A 24,278-nucleotide genomic window follows, 5' to 3' on the forward strand; every position below is an offset into this window, starting at 1 on the left:
GCGTGCGGCTTTTCATGTGCGGCTCAGGTGCGACCACTGGTAATAAGATGATGGGCGTTTAGCCCATTTTTTTTTGCCGCTCAGTTCTAAGTGGTTCGGCATCTCGGGTAGCACGAACGTGCGCCGGCTTGGCGCGCGGCCCGCATTGGTGTTTGCAGACAAACCCGGCAGGTCTCGCCGCGCGAACATCTTAGAGGGCACTGTGCAACTGACGGAACTGATTGAAACCACGGTCGTGGGACTCGGCTACGAGCTCGTCGATATCGAGCGCACGGGGCGCGGCATGTTGTGTATTTATATCGACCAGCCGGCCGGCATTGCGATCGAAGACTGCGAGAAAGTCACGCGTCAGCTCCAGCACGTTCTAACGGTCGAAAATATCGATTACGAGCGGCTTGAAGTGTCGTCGCCGGGGCTCGACCGCCCGCTGAAAAAACTGGCGGATTTCGAACGCTTCGCAGGCAGCGAAGTGGTAATCACATTGAAAAAGCCATTGGACGGACGGAAATCGTACCGGGGCATCGTGCATGCTCCGCAAGGCGAGACGATCGGTCTGGAATTTGAAGGGAAGGAAGGCGCCGCGATGCTCGATTTCACCGTCGCGGATATCGATAAAGCACGCCTCGTTCCGAAAGTTGACTTTAGGAGCCGCAAACAATGAGTCGCGAAGTGTTGATGCTGGTGGATGCGCTGGCACGCGAGAAGAACGTCGATAAAGACGTGGTATTTGCCGCGCTCGAGGCGGCCCTCGCTTCGGCCTCCAAGAAACTCTTCGAAGAAGACGCGGACATCCGCGTCCAGATCGACCGTGAAAGCGGCGAGCACGAAACGTTTCGCCGCTGGAAAGTGGTGCCGGACGAAGCCGGTCTGCAGGAGCCGGATCAGGAAATCCTGCTGTTCGAAGCACGCGAACAGAAGCCGGAAATCCAGCTCGACGAGTTCATCGAAGAACCGGTGCCGTCGATCGAATTCGGCCGTATCGGCGCGCAAGCCGCCAAGCAGGTGATCCTGCAGAAGGTGCGCGACGCGGAACGCGAGCAGATCCTGAACGACTTCCTCGAGCGCGGCGAGCACATCATGACCGGCTCGGTGAAGCGCCTGGATAAGGGCAACTTCATCGTCGAAACCGGCCGTGTCGAAGCGCTGCTGCGCCGCGACCAGCTGATTCCGAAGGAAAATCTGCGCGTGGGCGACCGCGTGCGCGCCTATATCGCGAAGGTCGATCGCACCGCTCGCGGTCCGCAGATCGAACTGTCGCGTACGGCGCCTGAATTCCTGATGAAGCTGTTCGAAATGGAAGTGCCGGAAATCGAACAGGGCCTGCTGGAAATCAAGGCGGCGGCGCGCGATCCGGGCGTGCGCGCCAAGATCGGCGTGGTCGCCTACGACAAGCGCATCGATCCGATCGGCACTTGCGTCGGTATCCGCGGTTCGCGTGTACAGGCCGTGCGTAACGAGCTCGGTGGCGAAAACGTCGACATCGTGCTATGGTCGGAAGATCCCGCACAGTTTGTGATCGGCGCGCTCGCGCCGGCAGCCGTCCAGTCGATCGTCGTCGATGAAGAAAAGCATTCGATGGACGTCGTCGTAGACGAAAACGAACTGGCGGTCGCGATCGGCCGCAGCGGCCAGAACGTGCGTCTTGCCAGCGAACTCACCGGTTGGCAGATCAACATCATGACGCCGGACGAATCTGCGCAGAAGCAGAATCAGGAGCGCGGCGTACTGCGTGACCTGTTCATGGCGCGTCTCGATGTCGACGAAGAAGTTGCCGACATCCTGATCGACGAAGGCTTTACGAGCCTCGAAGAGATCGCTTATGTGCCGCTCAACGAGATGCTCGAAATCGAAGCATTCGACGAAGACACCGTTCACGAACTGCGTAATCGCTCGCGCGATGCATTGCTGACGTTGGCGATCGCGAATGAAGAAAAGGTCGAGAATGTTGCACTCGACCTGAAGAGCCTGGACGGCATGGATGCCGACCTGCTCGCCAAGCTTGCTGAACACCAGATTCAGACGCGCGACGAACTCGCCGAGCTGGCTGTGGATGAACTGGTCGAGATGACCGGAATGGAAGAGGATGCCGCTAAGGCGTTGATCATGAAAGCACGTGAACATTGGTTCCAGTGAGAAATGACCATGGCGCACTAAATTGAACGCGGCCGTCAGGCCGCATGACCCGATGCTAACCGCAAGGAATCGGTCCTTGCATTAAGAGGAATGAATGGCGAGTAACAACGTAGCCCAATTTGCCGCGGAACTGAAAATGCCTGCAGGCGTGCTGCTCGAGCAGCTGCAGGCAGCGGGCGTCACCAAAGCGAGCGAAGACGACAGCTTGTCCGAAACGGACAAGGCGCGTCTGCTCGACCACTTGCGCAAGTCTCACGGCTCGACTGACGCGGACAAGCGCAAGATCACGCTGACGAAACGGCATACGTCGGAGATCAAGCAATCCGACTCGACGGGTAAAGCTCGCACCATTCAGGTCGAGGTGCGTAAGAAGCGCACTTTCGTCCGCCGCGACGAATCCGCCGCTGAAGGCGGCGATGCATCGAATCATGTGGCCGAGGCCGACGTAGACGATCTCGAACTCCAGCGCCGTGAAGAGGAAGCTCGTCACGAAGCCGAGCTGCTCGAAAAGCAGGCTCAGGAGTTGAAGGCGCGTCAGGAGCAACTCGAGCGCGAAGAAGCCGAACGTCAGGCGCGTGAACAGGCTGCTGAAGCCGAGCGTCGTCGTGCGGAAGAAGAATCGGCGAAGAAGCGCGCGGCGGCTGCGGCCGAAGCGGCTGCTCGCGAGAAGACCCAGCCGCAAGCGCCCGCTGCGCAGCCGGCGACCGCCAAGGCTGAACCGGTAGTGGCCAAGGCTGCCGAACCGGCGGCCGAACAGGACGACGAGCGCGCTGCGGCAGAACGTGCGGCGCAACGCGAAGCAGCGAAGAAAGCGGAAGACGCAGCGCGTCAGGCCGCCGAAAAAACGCGTGCCGAGCAGGAAGAAATCAGCAAGCGCCGTGCAGCGGCAGAAGCTGAAGCGCGTGCGATTCGCGAAATGATGAACACGCCGCGCAAGGCGCAGGTCAAGGCACCGGAACCGGCGCCGAAGCCCGCTGAGCCCGCCAAGCCTGTGGAAGCCAAGGGTACCCTGCACAAGCCGGCGCGTCCGGCAGGTGAGGCACCGGCGCGTCCGGCAGCCAGGAAGCCGGCTGCTGCGGCTCCGGCGGCAACGACCACACCGTCGGCTGGCGACAAGAAGAAGCCGGGCGGCGGCAAGGGCGGCTGGCAGGACGACGCAGCGAAGCGCCGCGGTATCAAGACGCGCGGCGATTCGAGCGGCGGTGTCGATCGCGGCTGGCGCGGCGGCCCGAAGGGTCGCGGCAAGCATCAGGATCAGAACACCACGTTCCAGGCGCCGACCGAACCGATCGTGCGTGAAGTGCACGTGCCGGAAACCATCACGGTCGCCGATCTGGCGCACAAGATGGCGGTGAAGGCCTCGGAAGTCATCAAGTCGATGATGAAGCTCGGCCAGATGGTCACGATCAACCAGATGCTGGACCAGGAAACGGCGATGATCATCGTCGAGGAACTGGGCCACCACGCGGTTGCGGCCAAGCTGGACGATCCGGAAGCAATGCTGGTCGAAGGCGAGATCACGGACGCAGAAGCACTGCCGCGTCCGCCGGTCGTCACGGTCATGGGCCACGTCGACCACGGCAAGACCTCGCTGCTCGACTACATCCGCCGCGCCAAGGTTGCAGCGGGTGAAGCGGGCGGGATTACGCAGCACATCGGCGCCTATCACGTCGAAACGCCGCGCGGCGTCATCACGTTCCTCGATACGCCGGGCCACGAGGCATTTACGGCCATGCGTGCTCGCGGTGCGAAGGCAACCGACATCGTGATTCTGGTGGTTGCAGCCGACGACGGCGTGATGCCCCAAACGAAAGAAGCAATTGCCCACGCGAGGGCAGGCGGCGTGCCGCTCGTCGTCGCGATCAACAAGATCGACAAGCCGGATGCCAATCCGGACCGCGTGAAGCAGGAACTCGTTGCGGAAGGCGTCGTGCCGGAAGAATACGGTGGCGATTCGCCGTTCGTGTCGGTGTCGGCTAAAACCGGCGCGGGCATCGACGAACTGCTGGAAAACGTGCTGCTGCAAGCCGAAGTGCTGGAATTGAAGGCACCGGTCGAAGCGCCGGCCAAGGGCCTCGTCATTGAAGCGAAGCTCGATAAGGGTAAGGGTCCGGTTGCAACGATCCTGGTCCAGTCGGGTACGCTCAACCGTGGTGACGTGGTGCTGGCAGGCAGCGCTTACGGCCGCGTCCGAGCCATGCTCGACGAAACCGGCAAACCGACCAAGTCGGCGGGTCCGTCGATCCCGGTCGAAATCCAGGGTCTGTCGGAAGTGCCGCAAGCGGGCGAAGAAGTCATCGTCATGCCGGACGACCGTAAGGCGCGTGAAGTTGCGTTGTTCCGTCAAGGCAAGTTCCGCGATGTCAAGCTGGCCAAGCAACAGGCCGCGAAGCTCGAGAACATGCTGGAACAGATGGGCGAAGGCGAAGTGGCGTACATGCCGCTCATCGTCAAGGCCGACGTGCAAGGTTCGCAGGAAGCTTTGGTGCAGTCGCTGCTCAAGCTGTCGACCGACGAAGTCCGCGTGCAGATCGTGCACGGCGCAGTCGGCGGCATCAGCGAGTCGGACGTCAATCTGGCTACGGCTTCCAAGGCGGTCATCATCGGCTTCAACACCCGTGCGGATGCGCAGGCTCGCAAGCTGGCGGAAAGCAACGGCGTCGATATTCGCTACTACAACATCATCTATGACGCAGTGGATGAAGTGAAGGCCGCGATGTCGGGCATGCTGGCTCCGGAGAAGCGCGAAGTCGTAACGGGTACGGTCGAAGTGCGTCAGGTCTTCAAGGTACCGAAGATCGGCGCGGTGGCCGGCTGTATGGTCACGGACGGTTTCGTCAAGCGCTCGTCGTCGGTACGCGTGCTGCGCAACAATGTTGTCATCTTCACCGGCGAGCTCGATTCGCTCAAGCGCTTCAAGGACGACGTGAAGGAAGTCCGTCAGGGCTTCGAGTGCGGTATGTCGATCAAGAACTTCAACGATATCGTCGAAGGCGATCAGTTCGAAGTCTTCGAGGTCACCGAAGTCGCGCGTACGCTGTAATCACGCGGCATTGGCTCAACGGGCGGAGCGGGCTTAAGCGCCCGCTCCGCCCGTTGTTTTTGGGCCTGCGCATGTGTCGCGTATGGCGCCCCACGGTAGTTTGCAGTTGCCATGAAGCCGCTCGTTGGCGGCGAGGCAACAACCGCCACGGTACGCGCGAACAATTTTTTTGCATCCGTCAGAACGGATCACACAATCACCATGCCTAAAAAACGTTCTTCTCCCAATCGCAACGTGCAGATCGCCGATCAGATCCAGCGCGACCTGTCCGAGTTGCTGCGCGAGGTCAAGGATCCGCGCATCGGCCTCGTCACGATTCAAAGCGTCGAGCTGACGCCCGACTACGCCCATGCGAAGGTCTACTTCACGACGCTGACCGGCGACCCGCAACAGACGCTGGAAGCGCTGACGCATGCGGCCGGCCATCTGCATAATCAGCTGTTCAAGCGCCTGCATATTCACACCGTGCCGACGTTGCATTTTCACTATGATCAGACGATCGAACGGGCCGTCGAAATGTCTCGTCTGATCGACGAGGCGAACGCTAATCGCGCGAAAGAAGACTGAGCGCGCCGTTATCTGTGTTCCTGGCTGCAACGCCTTGGTTGTGACGCGCTTAGGGCTGTTTTCCGACCACTTCGAAGACCCCGTCTTTCTGACATGACCGCATCTCAACGCCCCCGCGTGCCGCGTCGCGCGCTCGACGGCGTACTGCTGCTCGACAAGCCACTCGGCCTGTCGAGCAACGACGCGCTGATTCGCGCGAAGCGTCTCTATCTGGCGAAAAAGGCGGGCCACACCGGCACGCTCGATCCACTCGCCACGGGCCTCTTGCCGCTATGCTTCGGCGAAGCGACCAAGTTTTCGCAAGACCTGCTCGAAGCCGACAAGACCTACGAGGCGACCATGCGCCTCGGTATCCGCACGACCACCGGCGACGCCGAAGGCGAAGCGGTCGACACGCGCGACGTGACGTGCGATCAGGTGGCGGTCCAGGTGGCTATGCTGAAATTTCTCGGCGACATCATGCAGGTCCCACCAATGTATTCGGCGCTCAAGCGCGACGGCAAGCCGCTGTACGAATATGCGCGTGCAGGGCAGACGGTTGAGCGGGAAGGGCGTCAGGTGACGATTCACGCACTTGAACTGCTTGCCTGTGCGTTGCCCGACGTGACGTTTCGCGTGACGTGCAGCAAAGGCACCTATGTGCGCACGCTGGCCGAGGATATCGGCGAAGCGCTCGGTTGTGGCGCGCATCTGGTCGCGCTGCGGCGTACCGGCGTCGGCGCGCTCACGCTGGAGAATGCGGTGACGCTCGACGCATTGTCGGACGCGACGGAAAGCGAGCGCGATGCCTGGCTCCAGCCGGTCGATGCATTGCTGTCCACCTTTCCGCTTGTCAAGCTGGATGAAGACGCGACGCGCCGCTTCCTGCATGGGCAGCGGCTGAAGCTTTCCGAGTTGACCATCACTGGCGAGGCGGTGAATGCGCCGCGCGTACGCGTGTATGCAGCGGACGGGCGTCTGCTTGGCGTCGCGAAGCAAGGCGAGGGGGTGCTGGCCCCTGAGCGCCTGGTCGTCACGGCTGCGAGCTAAGCCGAAGACAGGTATCGCGGTCGAAACAAGCTGATCGGCATCGTCGTGGCAGCGAGCCAGGCTGGATATCAGCATCGGCAGCGAATCCGGCCGAAGCATGGGCAGTAGCAACGAAAAAGGCGAGACCGCTAATTGCGGCCCCGCCTTTTTTCCTATCTATAGCCCGTGTCGCGGACTGAAGCTAAAACCTCAATGCGCCGCCGCGGCCGCTGCACCGGCGTCACCGCCCGCGCGTTCCGGCTTGGTGATCCAGATCAGCGCGATCAGCGCGACGAAGATCCCGGCCGAGATAAAGAACAGATCGTTCACGCCCAACTGCGCGGCCTGCTGCGTGGCCATCGTGTTGAAGAGGCCATACGCCTGCGGCTGACTGAACCCCGCCGCACCCATCTGCCGGATCGATTGGTCGAATACCGGGTTGTACGCATTCGCCTGTTCGGCCAGTTGCGCGTGATGCATGATGGTGCGGTGATCCCATGCGGTCTGGAAGATCGACGTACCGATACCGCCGCACATGATCCGCACGAAATTCGACAAGCCCGACGCAGCCGGAATCCGGTTGCCCGGCAAGCCTGACAGCGTGATCGACACCAGCGGGATAAAGAACCCGGCCATACCGATGCCTTGAATCAGCGTCGGTATCAGCAGCGAAAAAGTATCGACGCCAGTCGTATAGCGCGAGCGCATCCAGAAACACAACGCGAACACGAGGAACGACAAGGTCGCGATATAACGCGGATCGGTACGCGGCAAAACCTTGCCGGTGATCGGCGACAGCAGCACCGCGAACAGGCCCACAGGCGCCATCACCAGGCCCGCTTCGGTCGCGGTGTAACCGATATCGGTTTGCAGCCACAGCGGCAGCAATACGAGATTGCCGAAGTAGAGCCCGTAGCCGATCGAAAGCGCGATCGTGCCGCCCGTGAAATTGCGCCGGCTGAAGAGCGAGAGATCGACCACCGGATGCTCGGCCGTCAATTCCCACACGATGAAGAACGCGAGCGAAATCACCGCGACCAGCGCCAGCACGACCACGGTGGTCGACGAAAACCAGTCGAGGTCCTTACCCTTATCGAGCATCACCTGCAACGAGCCGACCCAGAGGATCAGCAGGCCGAGACCGACGCCGTCGATCGGCGCCTTCTTGATGACCGAATCGCGGTTGCGGAAGATCGACCACGTTGCCACGGCGGCGATCGCGCCGACCGGAATGTTGACGTAGAAAATCCATGGCCACGAGATATTGTCCGAAATCCAGCCGCCGAGAATCGGTCCGGCCACCGGCGCGATCAGCGTGGTCATCGCCCACATCGATAAAGCCATCGGCGCCTTGGCGCGTGGATAGCTCGCGAGCAGCAGCGTTTGCGACAGCGGAATCATCGGGCCGGCCACGGCGCCTTGCAGCACGCGCGAGGCAAGCAGGAACGGCAGGGTGGGCGCGAGGCCGCACATCCACGACGAGATCACGAACAGAATGATCGACGCCATGAACAGGCGCACCTGGCCGATGCGGTCGGTGAGCCAGCCGGTCAGCGGCACGGAGATCGCGTTCGCCACCGCGAACGACGTGATGACCCACGTGCCCTGGTCGGACGAGACACCGAGGTCGCCCGAAATGGACGGGATCGATACGTTCGCAATCGACGTGTCGAGCACGTTCATGAACACGGCGAGCGACACCGCGATGGTGCCGATCACCAGTTGCGCGCCCTCGAGCGGCGGATGAGGGACTTGCGCCTGAGCCTGAGCCATTGAAAAACCTTCTATGAATCGCCGCGCCGCTTTACATCAACTTCGCTGCGGGCTTCGCGGCGCCGGCTTGCGCCGACTTCTGCGAGCCGCCGTTCGGACCTGCATTTTCCGAAATGATGCGAGCGATTTCCGCGTCGGCCTGGTCACCATACTTTTCGAACACGTTGGTTTGATTGACCGTGTTCGGCGCGTTGCCGAGCTGGCCGCCTTCGTCGTTCTTGATGGTCACGTCGGCTTGCATCGACAGACCGATGCGCAGCGGATGCTGTTCAAGTTCCTTCGGGTCGAGTGCGATACGCACCGGCAGACGCTGCACCACCTTGATCCAGTTGCCGGTGGCGTTCTGCGCGGGCAGCAGCGAGAACGCCGAACCCGTGCCGGCCGAGAAGCCGACCACCTTGCCGTGGAATACAACCGACGAGCCGTACACGTCGGCCGTCAGTTCGACCGGCTGGCCGATGCGCATGTGCTTCAGTTGCACTTCCTTGAAGTTCGCATCGACCCACACGCCGCCTAGCGGCACGATGGCCATCAGCGGGGTGCCCGGCGAGACGCGCTGGCCGACCTGCACCGAGCGTTTCGCGACGTAGCCCGTGACCGGCGCCGGCAGGTTGTTACGCGCGTTGTTCAGGTAAGCGTCGCGGACCTTCGCGGCGGCGGCCTGCACATTCGGGTGATTCGCGATCGTGGTATTGGCGGTCAGGGCGCGGTTCGACGCCAGTTGTTGCTGGGCGGCGTCGACGGAGGCTTGCGCGCTCTTCACGGCGTCGCGGGCATGCGAGATTTCTTCCGCCGACACGGCGCCCGTTTGCGCGACCGTCAGGCGGCGCTTCAGGTCGTCCTGAGCGCGCGACAGATCGGCCTGACGCATGGCCACTTGCGCCTGGTACTGGTTGTCGTCGGCGAACAGGCCGCGCACCTGGCGCACCGTCTGCGCGAGATTCGCTTCGGCTTGTTCGAGCGCAACGCGAGCGTCGGCCGGATCGAGCACGACGAGCGGGTCGCCGGCCTTGACGGTTTGCGTGTCGTCCGCGTTCACGGCGACCACCGTGCCGGTAACTTGCGGCGTGATCTGCACGACGTTGCCGTTCACGTAGGCGTCGTCCGTGTCTTCATGGAAGCGTGCGTCGAGGAAATAGTAAAGGCCGTAGGCGACCGCGGCGATCAGGATCACGATGACGAGCAGCGTCATCATGCGCTTGCGTTTGCCGCTGTTCGCCGGTTGTGCGGGGGCCGCGGGCTGTTGGGGGGTGCTCATTGATGTGCTCCGGTTCTCTCAAGCGTCGTCGTTTATTCGGATGTTCGTGCGAGTGTGGGGCGCGCCGATGTGGCTTCAGTTTGCAGCGGCGGCCGCGGCGGGGGCCGATGCCGGAGCATCGGTCGGCACCACGAGGCCGGTCTGCGTTGCGTCGAAACCGCCGCCGAGTGCCTTGATGAGGCCGATCTGCATATCGCGACGGCGCATCTTCAGGCCCACTACCGTCTGTTCAGCGGCCAGGCGGCTCTGGTCGGCGGTCAGCACCTGCAACTGCGGCGACAAACCGGCCTTGTAGCGGATCACCGCCAGCTGATAGGCCTTGGTCGACGCGTCGAGCGCGCGCTGTGCATCGCCCGACTGCTGGTCGATCGAACGGATCGACGACACTTGCGTCGCGACGTCGGACAGCGCGTTGATCAGCGTCTGGTTGTAGTTCGCCACATCGAGGTCGAAGTCTGCATAGCGGCCTTTCAATTGCGAGCGCAGTGCGCCGGCGTCGAAGATCGGCAGGTGGATCGCCGGACCGAACTGCATCTGACGGCTGCCGGCCTTGAGGAAACGGCCCCAGCCGAACGCATCGAACCCGAAACCGGCGGCGAGGTTGACGTCCGGGAAGAATTCGGCTTTCGCTTCCTTCACGTCGTGCATCGCGGCTTCGACCTGCCAGCGTGCGGCGACGATATCCGCGCGGCGTGCAACGAGGTCGGCAGGCAGGTTGTTCGGCAGCGCTACCGTGTCGCCCTTGGTCAGAACCGGCTGGGCGATCTGCAGGCCGCGATCCGGGCCCTTGCCGAGCAGCGCGCCCAACTGGTAGCGCACCACGGTGATCTGGCCGTCCAGATCCGTCAAAGTCGACTGGCTGGTCGCGATGTTGCCGTTCGCGGTTTGCCGTTCGACATTGGTGTCGAGGCCGGCGGTCACGCGGCCGTTGGTGATGCGGCCGATATCCTGGCGGTTGGCGATTTCGCGCGCGGCGATATCGCGGAACGCATACAACTGCGCAAGCTGGTTGTACGTGCTCGCCACCGAAGCGGCGAGCGTCACGCGCGCCTGCTGCATGTCGGCTTCCGCGGCCTTTTCCTGCGACACGGCCTGGCCGAGGCGCTGGCGGTTTTTGCCCCACAGGTCCAGATCCCACGACGCGCTCGCCAGCACGTTGTTCTCGCTATACCAGGTGCCGCCATAAGGAGGCGGGTAGAGCGCGTTCGCCGAGAACAGCTCGCGGTTCCATGTATAGCTGCCGGTGACCTTGGGAAGCAACGCCGAGCGGGAGCTTTCGATGTACGACGAGGCCTTGGCCACGCGCGCCTGCGCCTGCGCGATCGATGGGCTGCCTTCCAGCGCCTCCGCGATCAGCTTCGACAGTTGCGGGTCGCCGAACTGATTGGCCCAGTCGAGCGACGGCCATTGGCCGCCCTGGCCAGACAGACTCTGAGCGGACTCGTACTGAGCCGGCGACGAGATCTGCTTGTCGCTCTTCATACCGAAGTAGTTCGCGCACCCCGTGAGGGCGAGCGCCGTCACCGCGGCGGCGACGGCGGCCCGGCTCGACAGCGCGGGCGCGGACAGGGAAAGGGATTTCATCGCTCGACTCTTTGAGTGAAATGTAATGATGGACACTGCAAGCAATTTATTACGATTTACTGTCAAAATTGCTTGCTGCATCACGGGTTAGCCCCGTTTGTTCGCCGGAATTGACGAGTACGCGGCGCAGCATGCTCTTCAGGAAACCCACCTCTTCGGGGGTAAAGCCGCCGAGCAAACTGTCCAGCACGCCGTTGAAAATAGCGGGCATTCTGGCCGCGATCGCATGACCTTCCGGTGTCAGTGCGAGCCGTACGACCCGTCGGTCTTCGTTGCTGCGCACCCTTGTCAGCAGGCCGCGCTTCTCCAGCCGGTCGACCAGACGCGTGACGGCGCTTGCGTCGATGCCGTATTCGCGCGCCAGTTCGGCCGCCAGCAGGCATTTGCCGCTCGCCACCATGAACAGGATGCTGCCCTGCTGGCTGGTGATGCCCAGTTCGGCCATGCTGCGCTGGGTGATCAGGTTCGACATGGTCGATTTCACTCGCGAGAGCAGATAGCCGACGCTTTCGCCTAGCTGGTACTCGCTCAGGTCCGGCATGGGGGTAGAGGACGGCTCCGTCATGATCTCGTGCGAATGCAATGGTTGACTAGGCAGGATTATAGAGGGCGGTTGATTGACGCGGCAAGTGTTATTACAGCTTAGGCAAGGAACTTTCCCTGCTCAAGTCGGAATGCACGTGGATTTGCGTAGGGTATTGCCGACGCGGGGCGAGCTTATTTCCCGCGCACCGCTCCATGGACGACGGTCGATCTATCAGGGAATACCAGAAAGCTTCATTTGGGCGTGCTATAATGTTGGGTTCCCAAAAGTGCGCTTTGGGCTTTGTTGGCTTCGTACACAATGCTGCTGCTGGCGCACTCAACTGTCTCCAGGTTCCTATGACTCGCGCCCTACGCAATATCGCCATCATTGCCCACGTCGACCACGGCAAGACCACGCTCGTCGACCAACTCCTCCGCCAGACCGCCACGTTCCGTGACAACCAGGCGGTTGTCGAGCGGGTAATGGACTCGAACGACATCGAAAAAGAACGTGGCATCACGATTCTTTCGAAGAACTGCGCGGTCGAGTACGAAGGCACGCACATCAACATCGTCGACACCCCGGGCCATGCCGACTTCGGCGGTGAAGTGGAGCGCGTGCTGTCCATGGTCGACTCGGTGCTGCTGCTGGTCGACGCGGTCGAAGGCCCGATGCCGCAAACGCGCTTCGTGACCAAGAAGGCGCTGGCGCTCGGCCTCAAGCCGATCGTCGTGATCAACAAGGTTGACCGGCCGGGCGCGCGGATCGACTGGGTGATCAACCAGACTTTCGACCTGTTCGACAAGCTGGGCGCAACTGACGAACAACTCGACTTCCCGATCGTCTACGCATCGGGTCTCAATGGCTACGCAGGCTTGGCCCCGGACGTGCGCGAAGGCGATATGCGCCCGCTGTTCGAAGCCGTGCTGCAGCACGTGCCGGTTCGCCCGGCTGATCCGGAAGCGCCGCTGCAACTCCAGATCACGTCGTTGGATTACTCGTCGTACGTCGGCCGTATCGGCGTGGGCCGCATCACGCGCGGCACGATCAGGCCGGGCATGGCTGTCGCCGTGCGTTCGGGCCCCGATGGCGCGATCCTCAACCGCAAGATCAACCAGGTGCTGTCGTTCAAGGGCCTCGAGCGCGTGCAGGTCGACTTCGCTGAAGCCGGCGACATCGTCCTGATCAACGGTATCGAGGAAATCGGCATTGGCGTGACCCTCTGTGCACCGGAACAGCCGGAAGCGCTGCCGATGATCACCGTCGACGAACCCACGCTCACCATGAACTTCCTCGTCAATTCGTCGCCGCTGGCCGGCCGCGAAGGCAAATTCGTCACGAGCCGTCAGATCCGTGACCGTCTGATGAAGGAACTGAACCACAACGTTGCGCTGCGTGTGAAAGAAACGGGCGACGAAACCACGTTCGAAGTGGCGGGCCGCGGTGAACTGCACCTGACCATTCTTGTGGAAAACATGCGCCGCGAAGGCTACGAGCTGGCCGTGTCGCGTCCGCGTGTGGTGATGCAGGAAATTGAAGGCGTCAAGCACGAGCCGTACGAAAACCTGACCGTCGACATGGAAGACGGCCATCAGGGTGGCGTGATGGAAGAGCTGGGCCGCCGCAAGGGCGAAATGCTCGACATGGCGTCGGACGGCCGTGGCCGTACGCGTCTCGAGTACCGTATTTCGGCGCGTGGCCTGATCGGCTTCCAGTCGGAATTCCTGACGCTGACGCGCGGTACTGGCCTGATGAGCCACACGTTCGATTCGTACCAGCCGGTCAAGGAAGGCGCGGTGGGCGAGCGTCGCAACGGCGTGCTGATTTCGCAGGACGACGGCGCGGCGGTTGCGTATGCACTGTGGAAGCTGCAGGATCGCGGCCGTATGTTCGTGTCGCCGGGCGAGCCGCTGTACGAAGGCATGATCATCGGCATTCATAGCCGTGACAACGACCTGGTCGTGAATCCGATCAAGGGTAAGCAGCTGACCAACGTGCGGTCGTCGGGTACGGACGAAGCAGTGCGTCTCGTGCCGCCGATCCAGATGTCGCTGGAATACGCGGTCGAATTCATCGACGACGACGAACTGGTCGAAGTCACGCCGCAATCCATTCGTCTGCGCAAGCGTTACCTGAAGGAACACGAGCGCCGCAGCGCGAGCCGTAAGGGCGCGGTGGACTGATGATCGAAGGGCAGCCCTGTGGTCGGAAACGCTGTTTCTGATATCAACGCTGCTTACTTGATGAAAAAAGCCGTTCCGGGCCTGCCCGGAACGGCTTTTTTTTGTTTGGTTAGGTGCCTGGGCGGGATTGCGTCGCCGCCTATCGTCCCGATTTTGCCGTGGTGCGATTACAGGTCATCGTGTCCGACATAAGCGTGATGCGCTACTTCCGGGGGCTCGCGCTGACTGTCGGCGGGGGTGGGGTAAGGGTTTGGTCTAAACGGTTGAGTCCTGTTTCCCGAGCCAGGAACGTAGAATTCGACCGTGTCCGGCATTACGGTGTAGCCATCCTCGTTATATGCTGAATCCATATAGCCCCGCAGGGCGGCTTCCGTATGGGCCCAATCCTCGTATGTGAATACACCGTTGTTAGGATCGAAGACGGCATATCGACCCGAAGAGGAGGACGCGTCGCCCTGCGCGTTTGAGGGAAGACGCTGTACCAGCAGCACATGACCGCTGGGTGTCGAAGTCTCGTCAGTACGTTGGATGCGCACACCTATGTATGCGAGGCCACCCGGCGGCATGCCGGGCATGGTGCCTACGCTGCGCATAAGACCGTTTATGCGATCCTCACGTGTCGATGAGCCGCGCGGGTTCCAATGCATGCCTGCGGAATCGCGGTAATTCAGTAGTCCGAGGCGGCTCGGGTTGTCCTGAAATGCCTGGATTCTGCCGTAAATGCCGGTTCGGTCTGCTTCTGCGCGGCCGCTGCCCATATCGCTCGTCATGTAGGTGACCGCCGATGGTAAATCTGTCGTCGCTCCCCCAATACTGCGGTCAATGCGACGCATTGCTTCGCGAACGATGCCGTTGCACGTTCCCCGCCCATCCTCGCCCCGAGTCTTTTTGCGGTCGAATTGATCGAATTTCACGTACGACGACGACGAACCTTCTTTGAGGGCGTCGCCGCCCCGGCATTCCCTAAAATCCGATTTCGCGCATGCGCCCAGCACGCCGCCGCGCTTTTCCCTGCTGTGAGGCTGGTCGGTGCTCGCATCGCGCTCGCCAGCGTTCAGCCAGGGACGCTCGGCCGTGTTGCGAGGCGGGATGACCGACTGGTCGTGTAGCGTGATGGCGGATCGACCGGTGAAATTGTCTTCGGGGAAAATCCGTGGCTTGACTTGCGGTCCATCCGCGGGCAGCAACGAGTCGGCGGAGGTCCCCGGGGGCGTGGTTTGCATAGATGATGCGCCAGTGTACTGAGCACTAAGTTCCATTTGCGGTTCCTGTAGGAGTCATAGAACGAACAGCGTACCGATACGCAATGGCCCCGGCGCTCCGCGCCTTTTTGGCACTAACGCCGAAACCGTATTGCGCCCATTCAGTGTGTGGAAAATTGCGTGGGCGAAGGTCCTGGATAGATATGACGGTGGTGCGGCGCTGCCGCTCAGGAAGTGAGAGCGCGCCCAGATGCCGCTACTGGCTTCGGGACTTTCGGCTGTTCGGAGTGATCCAACCCGCGATTGTTGCGCCCGGCGACAGCCATTGTTGCGGACTTTTAAAACTGCTCAGAAAGCCCGTCGCGACGGGCTTGAGCGGCAATCCGTCTGCTATCTGGACTATCGGTTCTGTGATATGCTCCCCGGGTGCAAAGTTTTAGGTCCTTCCAAGCAAGACTTGATTCGCGCAATCCGCTAAACGGTCAGGCCGTGTCGCGGAAGGTTCTGTAACCCGCTATTTCTCGAGAAACTCGAAGAAAGGTGAGCGTAAAAATGATGAAGCAATTCCAGTCGAACTCTTATCTGTTCGGCGGCAATGCTCCGTACGTAGAAGAAATGTACGAAGCGTATCTCGACAATCCGGCGTCAGTGCCCGAGAACTGGCGCAGCTATTTCGACGCGTTGCAGAATGTCCCTGCATCGGACGGCAGCAATGCCAACGACGTGGCCCATGGCCCGATCGTCGAATCGTTTGCGCAACGGGCCAAGGCCAACGCCTTCATCCCGCGCGCCACTGCCGGCGGCGAAGATCTCGCTACTTCCCGCAAGCAAGTCTATGTGCAGTCCCTCATCGGCGCATATCGCTTCCTCGGCTCGCAATGGGCCAATCTCGATCCTCTGAAGCGCCGCGAACGTCCCGCTATCCCCGAACTTGAACCCGCGTTCTACGACTTCACCGAAGCCGACATGGACCAGGAGTTCAGCGCAACGAATCTGTATTTCGGGTTCGAGCGTGCTTCGCTGCGTGAGATCGTCCAGGCCCTGCGTGACACGTACTGCGGCACGATCGGCGCCGAGTACATGTACATCAGCGATCCGGAACAGAAGCGCTGGTGGAAAGAGAAGCTCGAATCGATCCGTTCCACGCCGAACTTCTCCAACGAAAAGAAAAAGCACATCCTGAATCGCCTGACGGCCTCCGAAGGCCTCGAGCGCTTCCTGCACACCAAGTACGTCGGCCAGAAACGCTTCTCGCTCGAAGGCGGCGAAAGCTTCATCGCGTCGATGGACGAAGTCGTGCGTCATGGCGGCGCCAACGGCGTGCAGGAAATCGTCATCGGCATGGCCCACCGCGGCCGTCTGAACGTGCTGGTCAATACGCTCGGCAAGATGCCGGCTGATCTGTTCGCCGAATTCGAAGGCAAGCACGTCGACGACCTGCCGGCCGGCGACGTGAAGTACCACAAGGGCTTCTCGTCGGACGTCTCGACCGAAGGCGGCCCGGTTCACCTGTCGCTCGCGTTCAACCCGTCGCACCTCGAAATCGTCAACCCGGTGGTCGAAGGTTCGGCGAAGGCCCGTATGGACCGTCGCGGCGACGACAGCGGCCTGCAAGTGCTGCCGGTGCAGATCCACGGCGACGCGGCCTTCGCAGGCCAAGGCGTGGTGATGGAAACGCTGAACCTCGCGCAAACACGCGGTTACGGCACGCACGGCACGCTGCACATCGTCATCAACAACCAGATCGGTTTCACGACCTCGGACCCGCGCGACTCGCGCTCCACGTTGTACTGCTCGGACGTCGTCAAGATGATCGAGGCGCCGGTGCTGCACGTGAACGGTGACGATCCTGAAGCGGTCGTGCTGGCTACGCAGCTGGCAATCGACTTCCGGATGCAGTTCCACAAGGACGTCGTTGTCGACATCGTCTGCTTCCGCAAGCTGGGTCACAACGAGCAGGACACGCCGGCTGTCACGCAGCCGCTGATGTACAAGACGATTGCGAAGCACCCGGGCACGCGCGCGCTGTACGCTGAAAAGCTGGTGCAGCAGGGCGTGATCACGGCCGAAGAGGCTGATGAATTCGTCAAGGCCTACCGCAAGGCGATGGACGAAGGCCATCACACGGTCGATCCGGTACTCTCGAATTACAAGAGCAAGTACGCGGTGGATTGGGTCCCGTTCCTGAACCGCAAGTGGACCGATGCAGCGGATACCGCTGTGCCGCTCGCGGAACTGAAGCGCCTCGCTGAGCGCGTCACCACGATCCCGGAAAACTTCAAGGTCCACCCGCTGGTCGAGCGCGTCATCAACGACCGTCGCGCGATGGGCCGTGGCGAGGCGAAGCTCGACTGGGGCATGGGCGAACACCTGGCATTCGCGTCGCTGGTTGCGTCGGGCTACGCAGTGCGCCTCACCGGTCAGGACTCGGGCCGCGGCACGTTCACGCACCGTCACGCGGTGCTGCACGATCAGAACCGCGAGCGCTGGAACGACGGCACGTACGTGCCGCTGCAGAACATCGCCGAAGGTCAGGCGAAGTTCACGGTGATCGACTCGGTGCTGTCGGAAGAAGCCGTGCTGGGTTTCGAATACGGTTACTCGACCGCTGAACCGAATACGTTCGTCGCATGGGAAGCGCAATTCGGCGACTTCGTGAACGGCGCGCAAGTCGTGATCGACCAGTTCATCTCGTCGGGCGAAGTGAAATGGGGCCGTGTTTCGGGTCTCACGATGCTGCTGCCGCACGGCTACGAAGGCCAGGGTCCGGAGCACTCGTCGGCACGTATCGAACGTTTCCTGCAACTGTGTGCAGACCACAACATGCAGGTCGTTCAGCCGACCACGCCGGCGCAGATTTTCCACCTGCTGCGCCGTCAGATGATCCGCCTGTTCCGCAAGCCGCTGATCGTCGCCACGCCGAAGTCGCTGCTGCGTCACAAGGAAGCCGTATCGGATCTGTCGGAACTGGCGAAGGGCGCGTTCCAGCCGATTCTCGGCGAAATCGACGAAGCGATCGACGCGAAGAAGGTCAAGCGCGTCGTCGCCTGCTCGGGCCGCGTGTACTACGACCTGCTCGCACATCGTCGCGAAGTGAAGGCAAACGACGTCGCGATCATCCGTATCGAACAGCTCTATCCGTTCGCGCATAAGCAGTTCGAAGCGGAAATGAAGAAGTACGACAATGCGACGGAAGTGGTCTGGGTGCAGGACGAGCCGCAGAATCAAGGCCCGTGGTTCTACATCGAGCACCACCTGAAGGAAGGCATGAAGGAAGGGCAGAAGCTGGCATACAGCGGCCGTCCGGCTTCGGCCTCGCCGGCAGTCGGCTACTACGCGAAGCACTACGAGCAGCAGAAGGCGCTGGTAGAAGGCGCTTTCGGCCGCCTCAAGAGCGCGTCGATCGCCAGGTAAACACTAGAGCCGAACCGGGAAAGCGCAGGGCGCTTTCCCGTGCCGTGGGTGAAGGATCATTCGTGGCATTCGAGGTTCGCAGGCGGTCGTCGTTCACCGCGCCGTCACCCGATACGTATTCAGGATATTCATAATGGCTATTGTTGAAGTCAAGGTTCCCCAGCTCTCCGAGTCGGTTTCGGAAGCCACGATGCTGCAGTGGAAGAAGAAGCCCGGCGAGGCTGTTGCGCAAGACGAAATTCTCATCGAAATCGAGACCGACAAAGTCGTGCTCGAAGTGCCGGCACCTTCCGCCGGCGTACTCGCACAAGTGATCGCGAACGACGGTGACATCGTCGTGGCGGATCAGGTGATCGCCAAGATCGACACCGAAGGCAAGGCAGGCGCTGCCGCTGTCGAAGCCGAAGTGAAGCCGGCGCCGGTTGCCGCATCAGCACCGGCCGCGCAGGCTGCCTCCGCAACGGGTGCGAACACCGCTGCTTCGCCGGCTGCCGGCAAGCTGATGGCCGAACAGGGTCTGGGCGCAGGCGACGTGTCGGGCACGGGCCGCGACGGCCGCATCACCAAGGGTGACGTGCTGACCGCCGGCGCTCCGGCTGCCAAGGCGGCACCGGCCCCGGCCGCTGCCGCTCCGAAGGCTGCGAAGCCGTCGCTGCCGGACGTCAAGGCACCGGCATCGGCCGACCAATGGCTGAAGGACCGTCCGGAACAACGCGTGCCGATGTCGCGTCTGCGCGCGCGTATCGCCGAGCGTCTGCTCGAGTCGCAGCAAACCAACGCCATCCTCACGACGTTCAACGAAGTGAACATGGCGCCGGTGATGGACCTGCGCAACAAGTACAAAGACAAGTTCGAAAAGGAACATGGCGTGAAGCTGGGCTTCATGTCGTTCTTCGTGAAGGCGGCCGTCCACGCGCTGAAGAAGTTCCCGCTCGTGAACGCGTCGATCGACGGTAACGACATCGTCTATCACGGCTACTTCGACATCGGTATCGCGGTTGGTTCGCCGCGTGGTCTGGTGGTGCCGATCCTGCGCAATGCAGATCAGCTGAGCCTCGCCGAAATCGAGAAGAAGATCGCCGAATTCGGCCAGAAGGCCAAGGACGGCAAGCTGTCGATCGAAGAAATGACGGGCGGCACGTTCTCGATCTCGAACGGTGGTGTGTTCGGTTCGATGCTGTCGACGCCGATCATCAACCCGCCGCAATCCGCGATTCTGGGTGTGCATGCAACGAAGGAACGCGCTGTGGTCGAAAACGGCCAGATCGTGATCCGTCCGATGAACTACCTGGCGCTGTCATACGACCACCGGATCATCGACGGTCGCGAAGCGGTGCTGTCGCTGGTCGCGATGAAGGATGCGCTGGAAGACCCCGCGCGCCTGTTGCTCGACTTGTAATCGCTGGCTTGTAGCTATTCAAGTCACCGCCATATAAGCACTACGCATCTAGCATTCCGCAGTACAGGAACGACGCGCGCCACGAAGCGTGGCCGCGCGCCGTTCCGTTATCAAAAGGATTGTCATGTCCAAAGAATTTGACGTCGTCGTGATCGGCGCAGGCCCTGGCGGTTACATCGCCGCAATCCGCGCAGCGCAACTCGGCAAGACCGTCGCATGTATCGAAAAGTGGAAGAACCCGGCCGGCGCGCTGAAGCTCGGCGGCACGTGTCTGAACGTGGGTTGCATTCCGTCGAAGGCGCTGCTGGCGTCGTCGGAAGAATTTGAAAACGCGTCGCATCACCTCGCGGACCACGGCATCAATGTGTCGGACGTGAAGCTCGACATCACGAAGATGCTGGCCCGCAAGGAAGGTATTGTCGAAAAGATGACCAAGGGCATTGAGTTCCTGTTCCGCAAGAACAAGATCACGTGGCTCAAGGGTCATGGCAAGTTCACCGGCAAGACGGACGCCGGCGTGCAGATCGAAGTGAGCGGCGAAGGCGAAACCGAAGTCGTCACGGCGAAGAACGTGATCATCGCGACGGGCTCGAAGGCGCGTCACCTGCCGAACGTGCCGGTCGACAACAAGATCGTGTCCGACAACGAAGGCGCACTGAGCTTCGACACCGTGCCGAAGAAGCTCGCCGTGATCGGCGCAGGTGTGATCGGTCTGGAACTCGGCTCGGTATGGCGCCGTCTGGGCGCGGACGTGACCGTGCTCGAAGCGCTGCCTGAATTCCTCGGCGCCGCAGACCAGGCGTTGGCCAAGGAAGCCGCCAAGCAGTTCAAGAAGCAAGGTCTGGACATCCACGTCGGCGTGAAGGTCGGTGAAGTGACGACGACCGACAAGAGCGTCACGCTCAACTACACGGACAAGGACGGCAACGCGCAAACGCTCGAAGCCGACCGCCTGATCGTGTCGATCGGCCGCGTGCCGAACACCGACAACCTCGGTCTCGAAGCAATCGGTCTGAAGGCTAACGAACGCGGTTTCATCGACGTCGACGACCACTGCGCGACGGCTGTGCCGAACGTGTACGCGATCGGCGACGTGGTGCGTGGTCCGATGCTCGCGCACAAGGCTGAAGACGAAGGCGTGCTGGTCGCCGAAATCATCGACGGTCAGAAGCCGCATATCGACTACAACTGCATTCCGTGGGTGATCTATACCGAACCGGAAATCGCGTGGGTCGGCAAGACCGAGCAGCAACTGAAGGCCGAAGGCCGAGAAGTCAAGACGGGCCAGTTCCCGTTCATGGCGAACGGCCGCGCGCTGGGCATCAACAAGGCGGATGGTTTCGTCAAGATGATCGCCGACGCGAAGACAGACGAACTGCTGGGCGTGCACATCATCTCGGCAAACGCATCGGACCTGATCGCGGAAGCCGTGGTGGCGATGGAATTCAAGGCGGCGTCGGAAGACATCGGCCGCATTTGCCATCCGCACCCGTCGCTGTCGGAAGTCATGCGCGAAGCGGCGCTCGCCGTGGACAAGCGCGCGCTGAACATGTAATCACGCACGCCTGACTGAACGCAACTTCGGCATCACCACAAAGGCGGGCGGGTTCACTCCCTCCCGCCTTTCTTTTTGCAGCAACACAATGAACGTCACCGAATACTACGAAAAAGAACTGCAGACGCGGGGTTATCAATCGGACCCGGCGCAACGCGCGGCGGTCGACCGTCTGCAGCGGTGCTATGAAGAGTGGGTCGAGTACAAATCGCGCCGCTCGAATGCGTTCAAGAAACTGATCAACCGTCCAGACCCGCCGCGCGGCATCTACATGTGGGGCGGCGTAGGGCGGGGCAAGAGCTTCCTGATGGACAGCTTCTACATGATCGTGCCGGTGCAGCGCAAAACGCGGCTGCATTTCCACGAATTCATGCGCGAGGTGCACCGCGAACTGGAAGAACTGAAGGGCACGGCCGATCCGCTCGACGAACTCGCGCGCCGTATCGCCAAACGCTACCGGCTGATCTGCTTCGACGAATTCCACGTGTCGGATATTGCCGACGCGATGATCCTCTACCGTCTGCTCGACAAGTTGTTCGAGAACGGCGTGCAGTTCGTGATGACCTCCAACTACGATCCTGACACGTTGTATCCGGACGGCCTGCATCGCGACCGCATGTTGCCGGCAATCGAGCTCATCAAGACGAAGCTCGACGTGATCAATGTCGATGCGGGCATCGATTACCGGCAGCGCACGCTGGCCCAGGTCGAGGTGTATCACGCGCCGCTTGGCGCGGCTTCCGACAAAGCGTTGCGCAACGCGTTTTCGCGCCTTGCAGCGGTTCCTGACGAAAGCCCTATCCTCCACATCGAAAAGCGCGAGCTGAAGGCACTGCGCCGCGCTGACGGCGTCGTGTGGTTCGATTTCGCCACCTTGTGCGGCGGTCCGCGCTCGCAGAACGACTACCTGGAGCTGGCGAGCCGCTTTCACGCGGTGATCCTGTCGGGCGTGCCGCAGATGTCGGCGCGCATGGCCTCGGAGGCGCGCCGCTTCACCTGGCTGATCGACGTGTTTTACGACCACAAGGTCAAGCTGTTGATGTCGGCTGCGGTGCCGCCCGAGCAACTCTACGTGGACGGTCCGATGGCCAACGAATTCACGCGCACGGTGTCGCGCATCGTTGAAATGCAATCGAAAGAATATCTCGACACACCGCGCCGGATCGTCGATACGTCGCTGACCTGAAGGGCCGCGTAAAGCGGGCGACGATGCTTTTGCGATAGATCACGGTCCGCTCGCCGAACAGGCGGAGTCCCAAGGCGCATTTTCAAGATTCGGATTGGTCTTATATTCCGTCCGCGGACGACTGGATATCTTGTTTGTCATGGTTCTGACAAAGGAGAAACCATGAATCCGTACCGTGATATCAATGATGAAGAATGGCAACGTGTCGCACCGTTGCTTCCTGAACTGCGCCCGCGTTCCGAACTGCGTGGCCGCCCGCTCGCCAATACGCGCTCCGTGCTCAATGGCGTGCTATGGGTGATGTATAGCGGCGCGACCTGGTCGGCTATGCCGCGCAAATACCCGTCGTATCAAACCTGCCATCGCCGTTTCAAGGCATGGTATGAATCCGGCGTGCTCAAGCGCGTGATGGATCAGCTGTTCGGCGCGGCGAGCGAGGAACTCTGCAACCTGATGGAAGCGCGCATGCGCACGCATCCGAGCGCGGAACAGAAGAGCGCTGATGCAGAAAAGGCTTCGGCCACAGTGCCCGCGGTGTACAGCCCGGCATCGCCCAAGCCGTTACCGTCTTCGCCGTTCGCATTTGCGTCGCCCTTCAAGCACGCTGCATGACAACGCCGACCCGCCGACTTCAAACCGCAAGAACGGCCGAACGACGGCGATCGTCGGCCGTTGTTTCTGGTTCCATCGTGGCAGCAGCAACTGCCCTGATGGAACGCCACCGTCACGCGTCAGGCGTCGGCGCCTGAACGTCCCGCTCACTATTGCTGACGAACCCAGGTCTGCGAGCGGCCCAGCAGCGAGACGCCGATGTAGCCGCGTACCACCAGCTTGTTCCCACCATCTTCCAGGTGCATCTTGCACTTGTAGACCTTGCCGTTTTCCGGATCGAGAATCTGCCCGTGATCCCAGGCGTCGCCGTCCTTTTTCATATCGCTGATGATCGTCATGCCGAGAATCAGCTGGTCCTTGCGCGCGTCCGTACATTCCGTGCAGCGGCGATCCGGTTTGTCGTTCGCATTGAGACCCTTGATCACCTTGCCGCTAAGCGAGCCGCTGCTGTCCTCTGCAATCTGCACAAGCGCCTTGGGCTGGCCGGTGTGATCGTCGATGGTTTGCCACGTGCCAATCGGGGTGTCGGTCTGCGCCATCGCAGTGACGGCGCTGGCGAGCAGCACGCCGGCGAGAGCGGCATGTTTGGCTGTGCGAAGCGCGATTGCGCGAGCGCGTTGAGTGAATCGCATCATTGTCTTCCTCCTTGATTAAAGACGGCGCGCTCATGGTCGCGCAGCGTTATTGGCATCTCGGGCAGTCTGTTTGACGCCGTGATGCCCGGTATTGCCCCTCAGGTTCAACTTTGGATGAATCGGTCCGCGACTCGCGGCTTGCGCGCCGCGGGTCGCACATCGTCAGCGCAGAATACGTGAAAGTGCGCGTGCCGTTTGAT

General features: G+C 61.5%; 17 protein-coding genes. 11 read left to right on the forward strand and 6 right to left on the reverse strand.

Annotation, left to right across the window (positions count from 1 at the left end):
- Positions 1–202 precede the first annotated feature (202 nt).
- From rimP to truB, 5 genes are all read left to right on the forward strand, one after another.
- The gene (gene rimP, locus ACAX43_RS24850) at positions 203–661 is read left to right on the forward strand and encodes a ribosome maturation factor RimP (RefSeq protein WP_370711137.1); all 459 of its coding nucleotides are present in this window, start codon (positions 203–205) and stop codon (positions 659–661) included.
- Complete coding sequence (gene nusA, locus ACAX43_RS24855; protein WP_168793450.1) at positions 658–2,133, forward strand: transcription termination factor NusA; 1,476 nt, start codon at positions 658–660, stop codon at positions 2,131–2,133. Before rimP ends, nusA begins: the two co-directional genes overlap by 4 nt.
- 94 nt (positions 2,134–2,227) lie before the next feature.
- Positions 2,228–5,176, forward strand: a complete 2,949-nt coding sequence (gene infB / locus ACAX43_RS24860) for a translation initiation factor IF-2 (protein WP_370711050.1) — start codon at positions 2,228–2,230, stop codon at positions 5,174–5,176.
- A gap of 201 nt (positions 5,177–5,377) precedes the next feature.
- Positions 5,378–5,743 (forward strand): 30S ribosome-binding factor RbfA, encoded by a 366-nt coding sequence (rbfA, locus tag ACAX43_RS24865; protein ID WP_115782616.1) that lies wholly within the window; start codon positions 5,378–5,380, stop codon positions 5,741–5,743.
- 93 nt (positions 5,744–5,836) lie between these two features.
- On the forward strand, positions 5,837–6,772 hold the full coding sequence (truB, locus tag ACAX43_RS24870) for a tRNA pseudouridine(55) synthase TruB (protein ID WP_370711051.1): 936 nt from the start codon (positions 5,837–5,839) through the stop codon (positions 6,770–6,772).
- Between the two features lie 189 nt (positions 6,773–6,961).
- Here the strand turns inward: truB and ACAX43_RS24875 are convergent, their stop codons facing one another.
- The 4 genes from ACAX43_RS24875 to ACAX43_RS24890 all read right to left on the reverse strand — a co-directional run bounded on the left by ACAX43_RS24875 (position 6,962) and on the right by ACAX43_RS24890 (position 11,931).
- Complete coding sequence (locus ACAX43_RS24875; RefSeq protein WP_370711052.1) at positions 6,962–8,524, reverse strand: DHA2 family efflux MFS transporter permease subunit; 1,563 nt, start codon at positions 8,522–8,524, stop codon at positions 6,962–6,964.
- A 31-nt stretch (positions 8,525–8,555) separates the two neighbouring features.
- The gene (locus tag ACAX43_RS24880) at positions 8,556–9,782 is read right to left on the reverse strand and encodes an EmrA/EmrK family multidrug efflux transporter periplasmic adaptor subunit (RefSeq protein ID WP_370711053.1); all 1,227 of its coding nucleotides are present in this window, start codon (positions 9,780–9,782) and stop codon (positions 8,556–8,558) included.
- 75 nt (positions 9,783–9,857) lie between these two features.
- Positions 9,858–11,366, reverse strand: a complete 1,509-nt coding sequence (locus ACAX43_RS24885; protein ID WP_370711054.1) for an efflux transporter outer membrane subunit — start codon at positions 11,364–11,366, stop codon at positions 9,858–9,860.
- 49 nt (positions 11,367–11,415) lie between these two features.
- Positions 11,416–11,931 (reverse strand): MarR family winged helix-turn-helix transcriptional regulator, encoded by a 516-nt coding sequence (locus ACAX43_RS24890; RefSeq protein ID WP_370711055.1) that lies wholly within the window; start codon positions 11,929–11,931, stop codon positions 11,416–11,418.
- Between the two features lie 317 nt (positions 11,932–12,248).
- Here ACAX43_RS24890 and typA point away from each other — a divergent pair, with 317 nt between their 5' ends.
- Complete coding sequence (gene typA / locus ACAX43_RS24895) at positions 12,249–14,075, forward strand: translational GTPase TypA (protein WP_370711056.1); 1,827 nt, start codon at positions 12,249–12,251, stop codon at positions 14,073–14,075.
- Positions 14,076–14,242: 167 nt separating this feature from the next.
- Here typA and ACAX43_RS24900 read toward each other — a convergent pair whose 3' ends face one another.
- Positions 14,243–15,334: a hypothetical protein gene (locus tag ACAX43_RS24900; RefSeq protein WP_370711057.1), complete on the reverse strand. Its 1,092-nt coding sequence runs from the start codon at positions 15,332–15,334 to the stop codon at positions 14,243–14,245.
- A 495-nt stretch (positions 15,335–15,829) separates the two neighbouring features.
- Between ACAX43_RS24900 and ACAX43_RS24905 the strand changes: the two genes are divergently transcribed.
- The 5 genes from ACAX43_RS24905 (at position 15,830) to ACAX43_RS24925 (ending at position 23,443) form a co-directional block, all read left to right on the forward strand.
- The gene (locus ACAX43_RS24905; RefSeq protein WP_370711058.1) at positions 15,830–18,691 is read left to right on the forward strand and encodes a 2-oxoglutarate dehydrogenase E1 component; all 2,862 of its coding nucleotides are present in this window, start codon (positions 15,830–15,832) and stop codon (positions 18,689–18,691) included.
- A gap of 133 nt (positions 18,692–18,824) precedes the next feature.
- A complete protein-coding gene (gene odhB / locus ACAX43_RS24910; protein WP_370711059.1) occupies positions 18,825–20,090 on the forward strand; it encodes a 2-oxoglutarate dehydrogenase complex dihydrolipoyllysine-residue succinyltransferase in 1,266 nt (421 codons plus the stop codon).
- A gap of 124 nt (positions 20,091–20,214) precedes the next feature.
- Positions 20,215–21,645, forward strand: coding sequence for a dihydrolipoyl dehydrogenase (lpdA, locus tag ACAX43_RS24915; protein ID WP_370711060.1), 1,431 nt, complete (start codon positions 20,215–20,217; stop codon positions 21,643–21,645).
- Between the two features lie 88 nt (positions 21,646–21,733).
- Entirely contained in the window at positions 21,734–22,831 is a 1,098-nt protein-coding gene (gene zapE / locus ACAX43_RS24920; protein ID WP_370711061.1) for a cell division protein ZapE, read from the forward strand.
- Positions 22,832–22,993: 162 nt separating this feature from the next.
- Positions 22,994–23,443, forward strand: a complete 450-nt coding sequence (locus ACAX43_RS24925; protein ID WP_370711062.1) for a transposase — start codon at positions 22,994–22,996, stop codon at positions 23,441–23,443.
- Positions 23,444–23,592: 149 nt separating this feature from the next.
- Here the strand turns inward: ACAX43_RS24925 and ACAX43_RS24930 are convergent, their stop codons facing one another.
- Positions 23,593–24,078, reverse strand: coding sequence for a DUF2147 domain-containing protein (locus ACAX43_RS24930; RefSeq protein ID WP_370711063.1), 486 nt, complete (start codon positions 24,076–24,078; stop codon positions 23,593–23,595).
- Positions 24,079–24,278: the final 200 nt, after the last annotated feature.

This window comes from Paraburkholderia sp. IW21 (genome assembly GCF_041321145.1).
Taxonomy (GTDB): domain Bacteria; phylum Pseudomonadota; class Gammaproteobacteria; order Burkholderiales; family Burkholderiaceae; genus Paraburkholderia.

Coding starts and splice junctions, on each gene's coding strand:
- nusA (WP_168793450.1), top strand. CDS start 658: ATGAGTCGCGAAGTGTTGATGCTGGTGGATGCGCTGGCACGCGAGAAG.
- infB (WP_370711050.1), top strand. CDS start 2,228: ATGGCGAGTAACAACGTAGCCCAATTTGCCGCGGAACTGAAAATGCCT.
- rbfA (WP_115782616.1), top strand. CDS start 5,378: ATGCCTAAAAAACGTTCTTCTCCCAATCGCAACGTGCAGATCGCCGAT.
- truB (WP_370711051.1), top strand. CDS start 5,837: ATGACCGCATCTCAACGCCCCCGCGTGCCGCGTCGCGCGCTCGACGGC.
- ACAX43_RS24875 (WP_370711052.1), bottom strand. CDS start 8,524: ATGGCTCAGGCTCAGGCGCAAGTCCCTCATCCGCCGCTCGAGGGCGCG.
- ACAX43_RS24880 (WP_370711053.1), bottom strand. CDS start 9,782: ATGAGCACCCCCCAACAGCCCGCGGCCCCCGCACAACCGGCGAACAGC.
- ACAX43_RS24885 (WP_370711054.1), bottom strand. CDS start 11,366: ATGAAATCCCTTTCCCTGTCCGCGCCCGCGCTGTCGAGCCGGGCCGCC.
- ACAX43_RS24890 (WP_370711055.1), bottom strand. CDS start 11,931: ATGACGGAGCCGTCCTCTACCCCCATGCCGGACCTGAGCGAGTACCAG.
- typA (WP_370711056.1), top strand. CDS start 12,249: ATGACTCGCGCCCTACGCAATATCGCCATCATTGCCCACGTCGACCAC.
- ACAX43_RS24900 (WP_370711057.1), bottom strand. CDS start 15,334: ATGGAACTTAGTGCTCAGTACACTGGCGCATCATCTATGCAAACCACG.
- ACAX43_RS24905 (WP_370711058.1), top strand. CDS start 15,830: ATGATGAAGCAATTCCAGTCGAACTCTTATCTGTTCGGCGGCAATGCT.
- odhB (WP_370711059.1), top strand. CDS start 18,825: ATGGCTATTGTTGAAGTCAAGGTTCCCCAGCTCTCCGAGTCGGTTTCG.
- lpdA (WP_370711060.1), top strand. CDS start 20,215: ATGTCCAAAGAATTTGACGTCGTCGTGATCGGCGCAGGCCCTGGCGGT.
- zapE (WP_370711061.1), top strand. CDS start 21,734: ATGAACGTCACCGAATACTACGAAAAAGAACTGCAGACGCGGGGTTAT.
- ACAX43_RS24925 (WP_370711062.1), top strand. CDS start 22,994: ATGAATCCGTACCGTGATATCAATGATGAAGAATGGCAACGTGTCGCA.
- ACAX43_RS24930 (WP_370711063.1), bottom strand. CDS start 24,078: ATGATGCGATTCACTCAACGCGCTCGCGCAATCGCGCTTCGCACAGCC.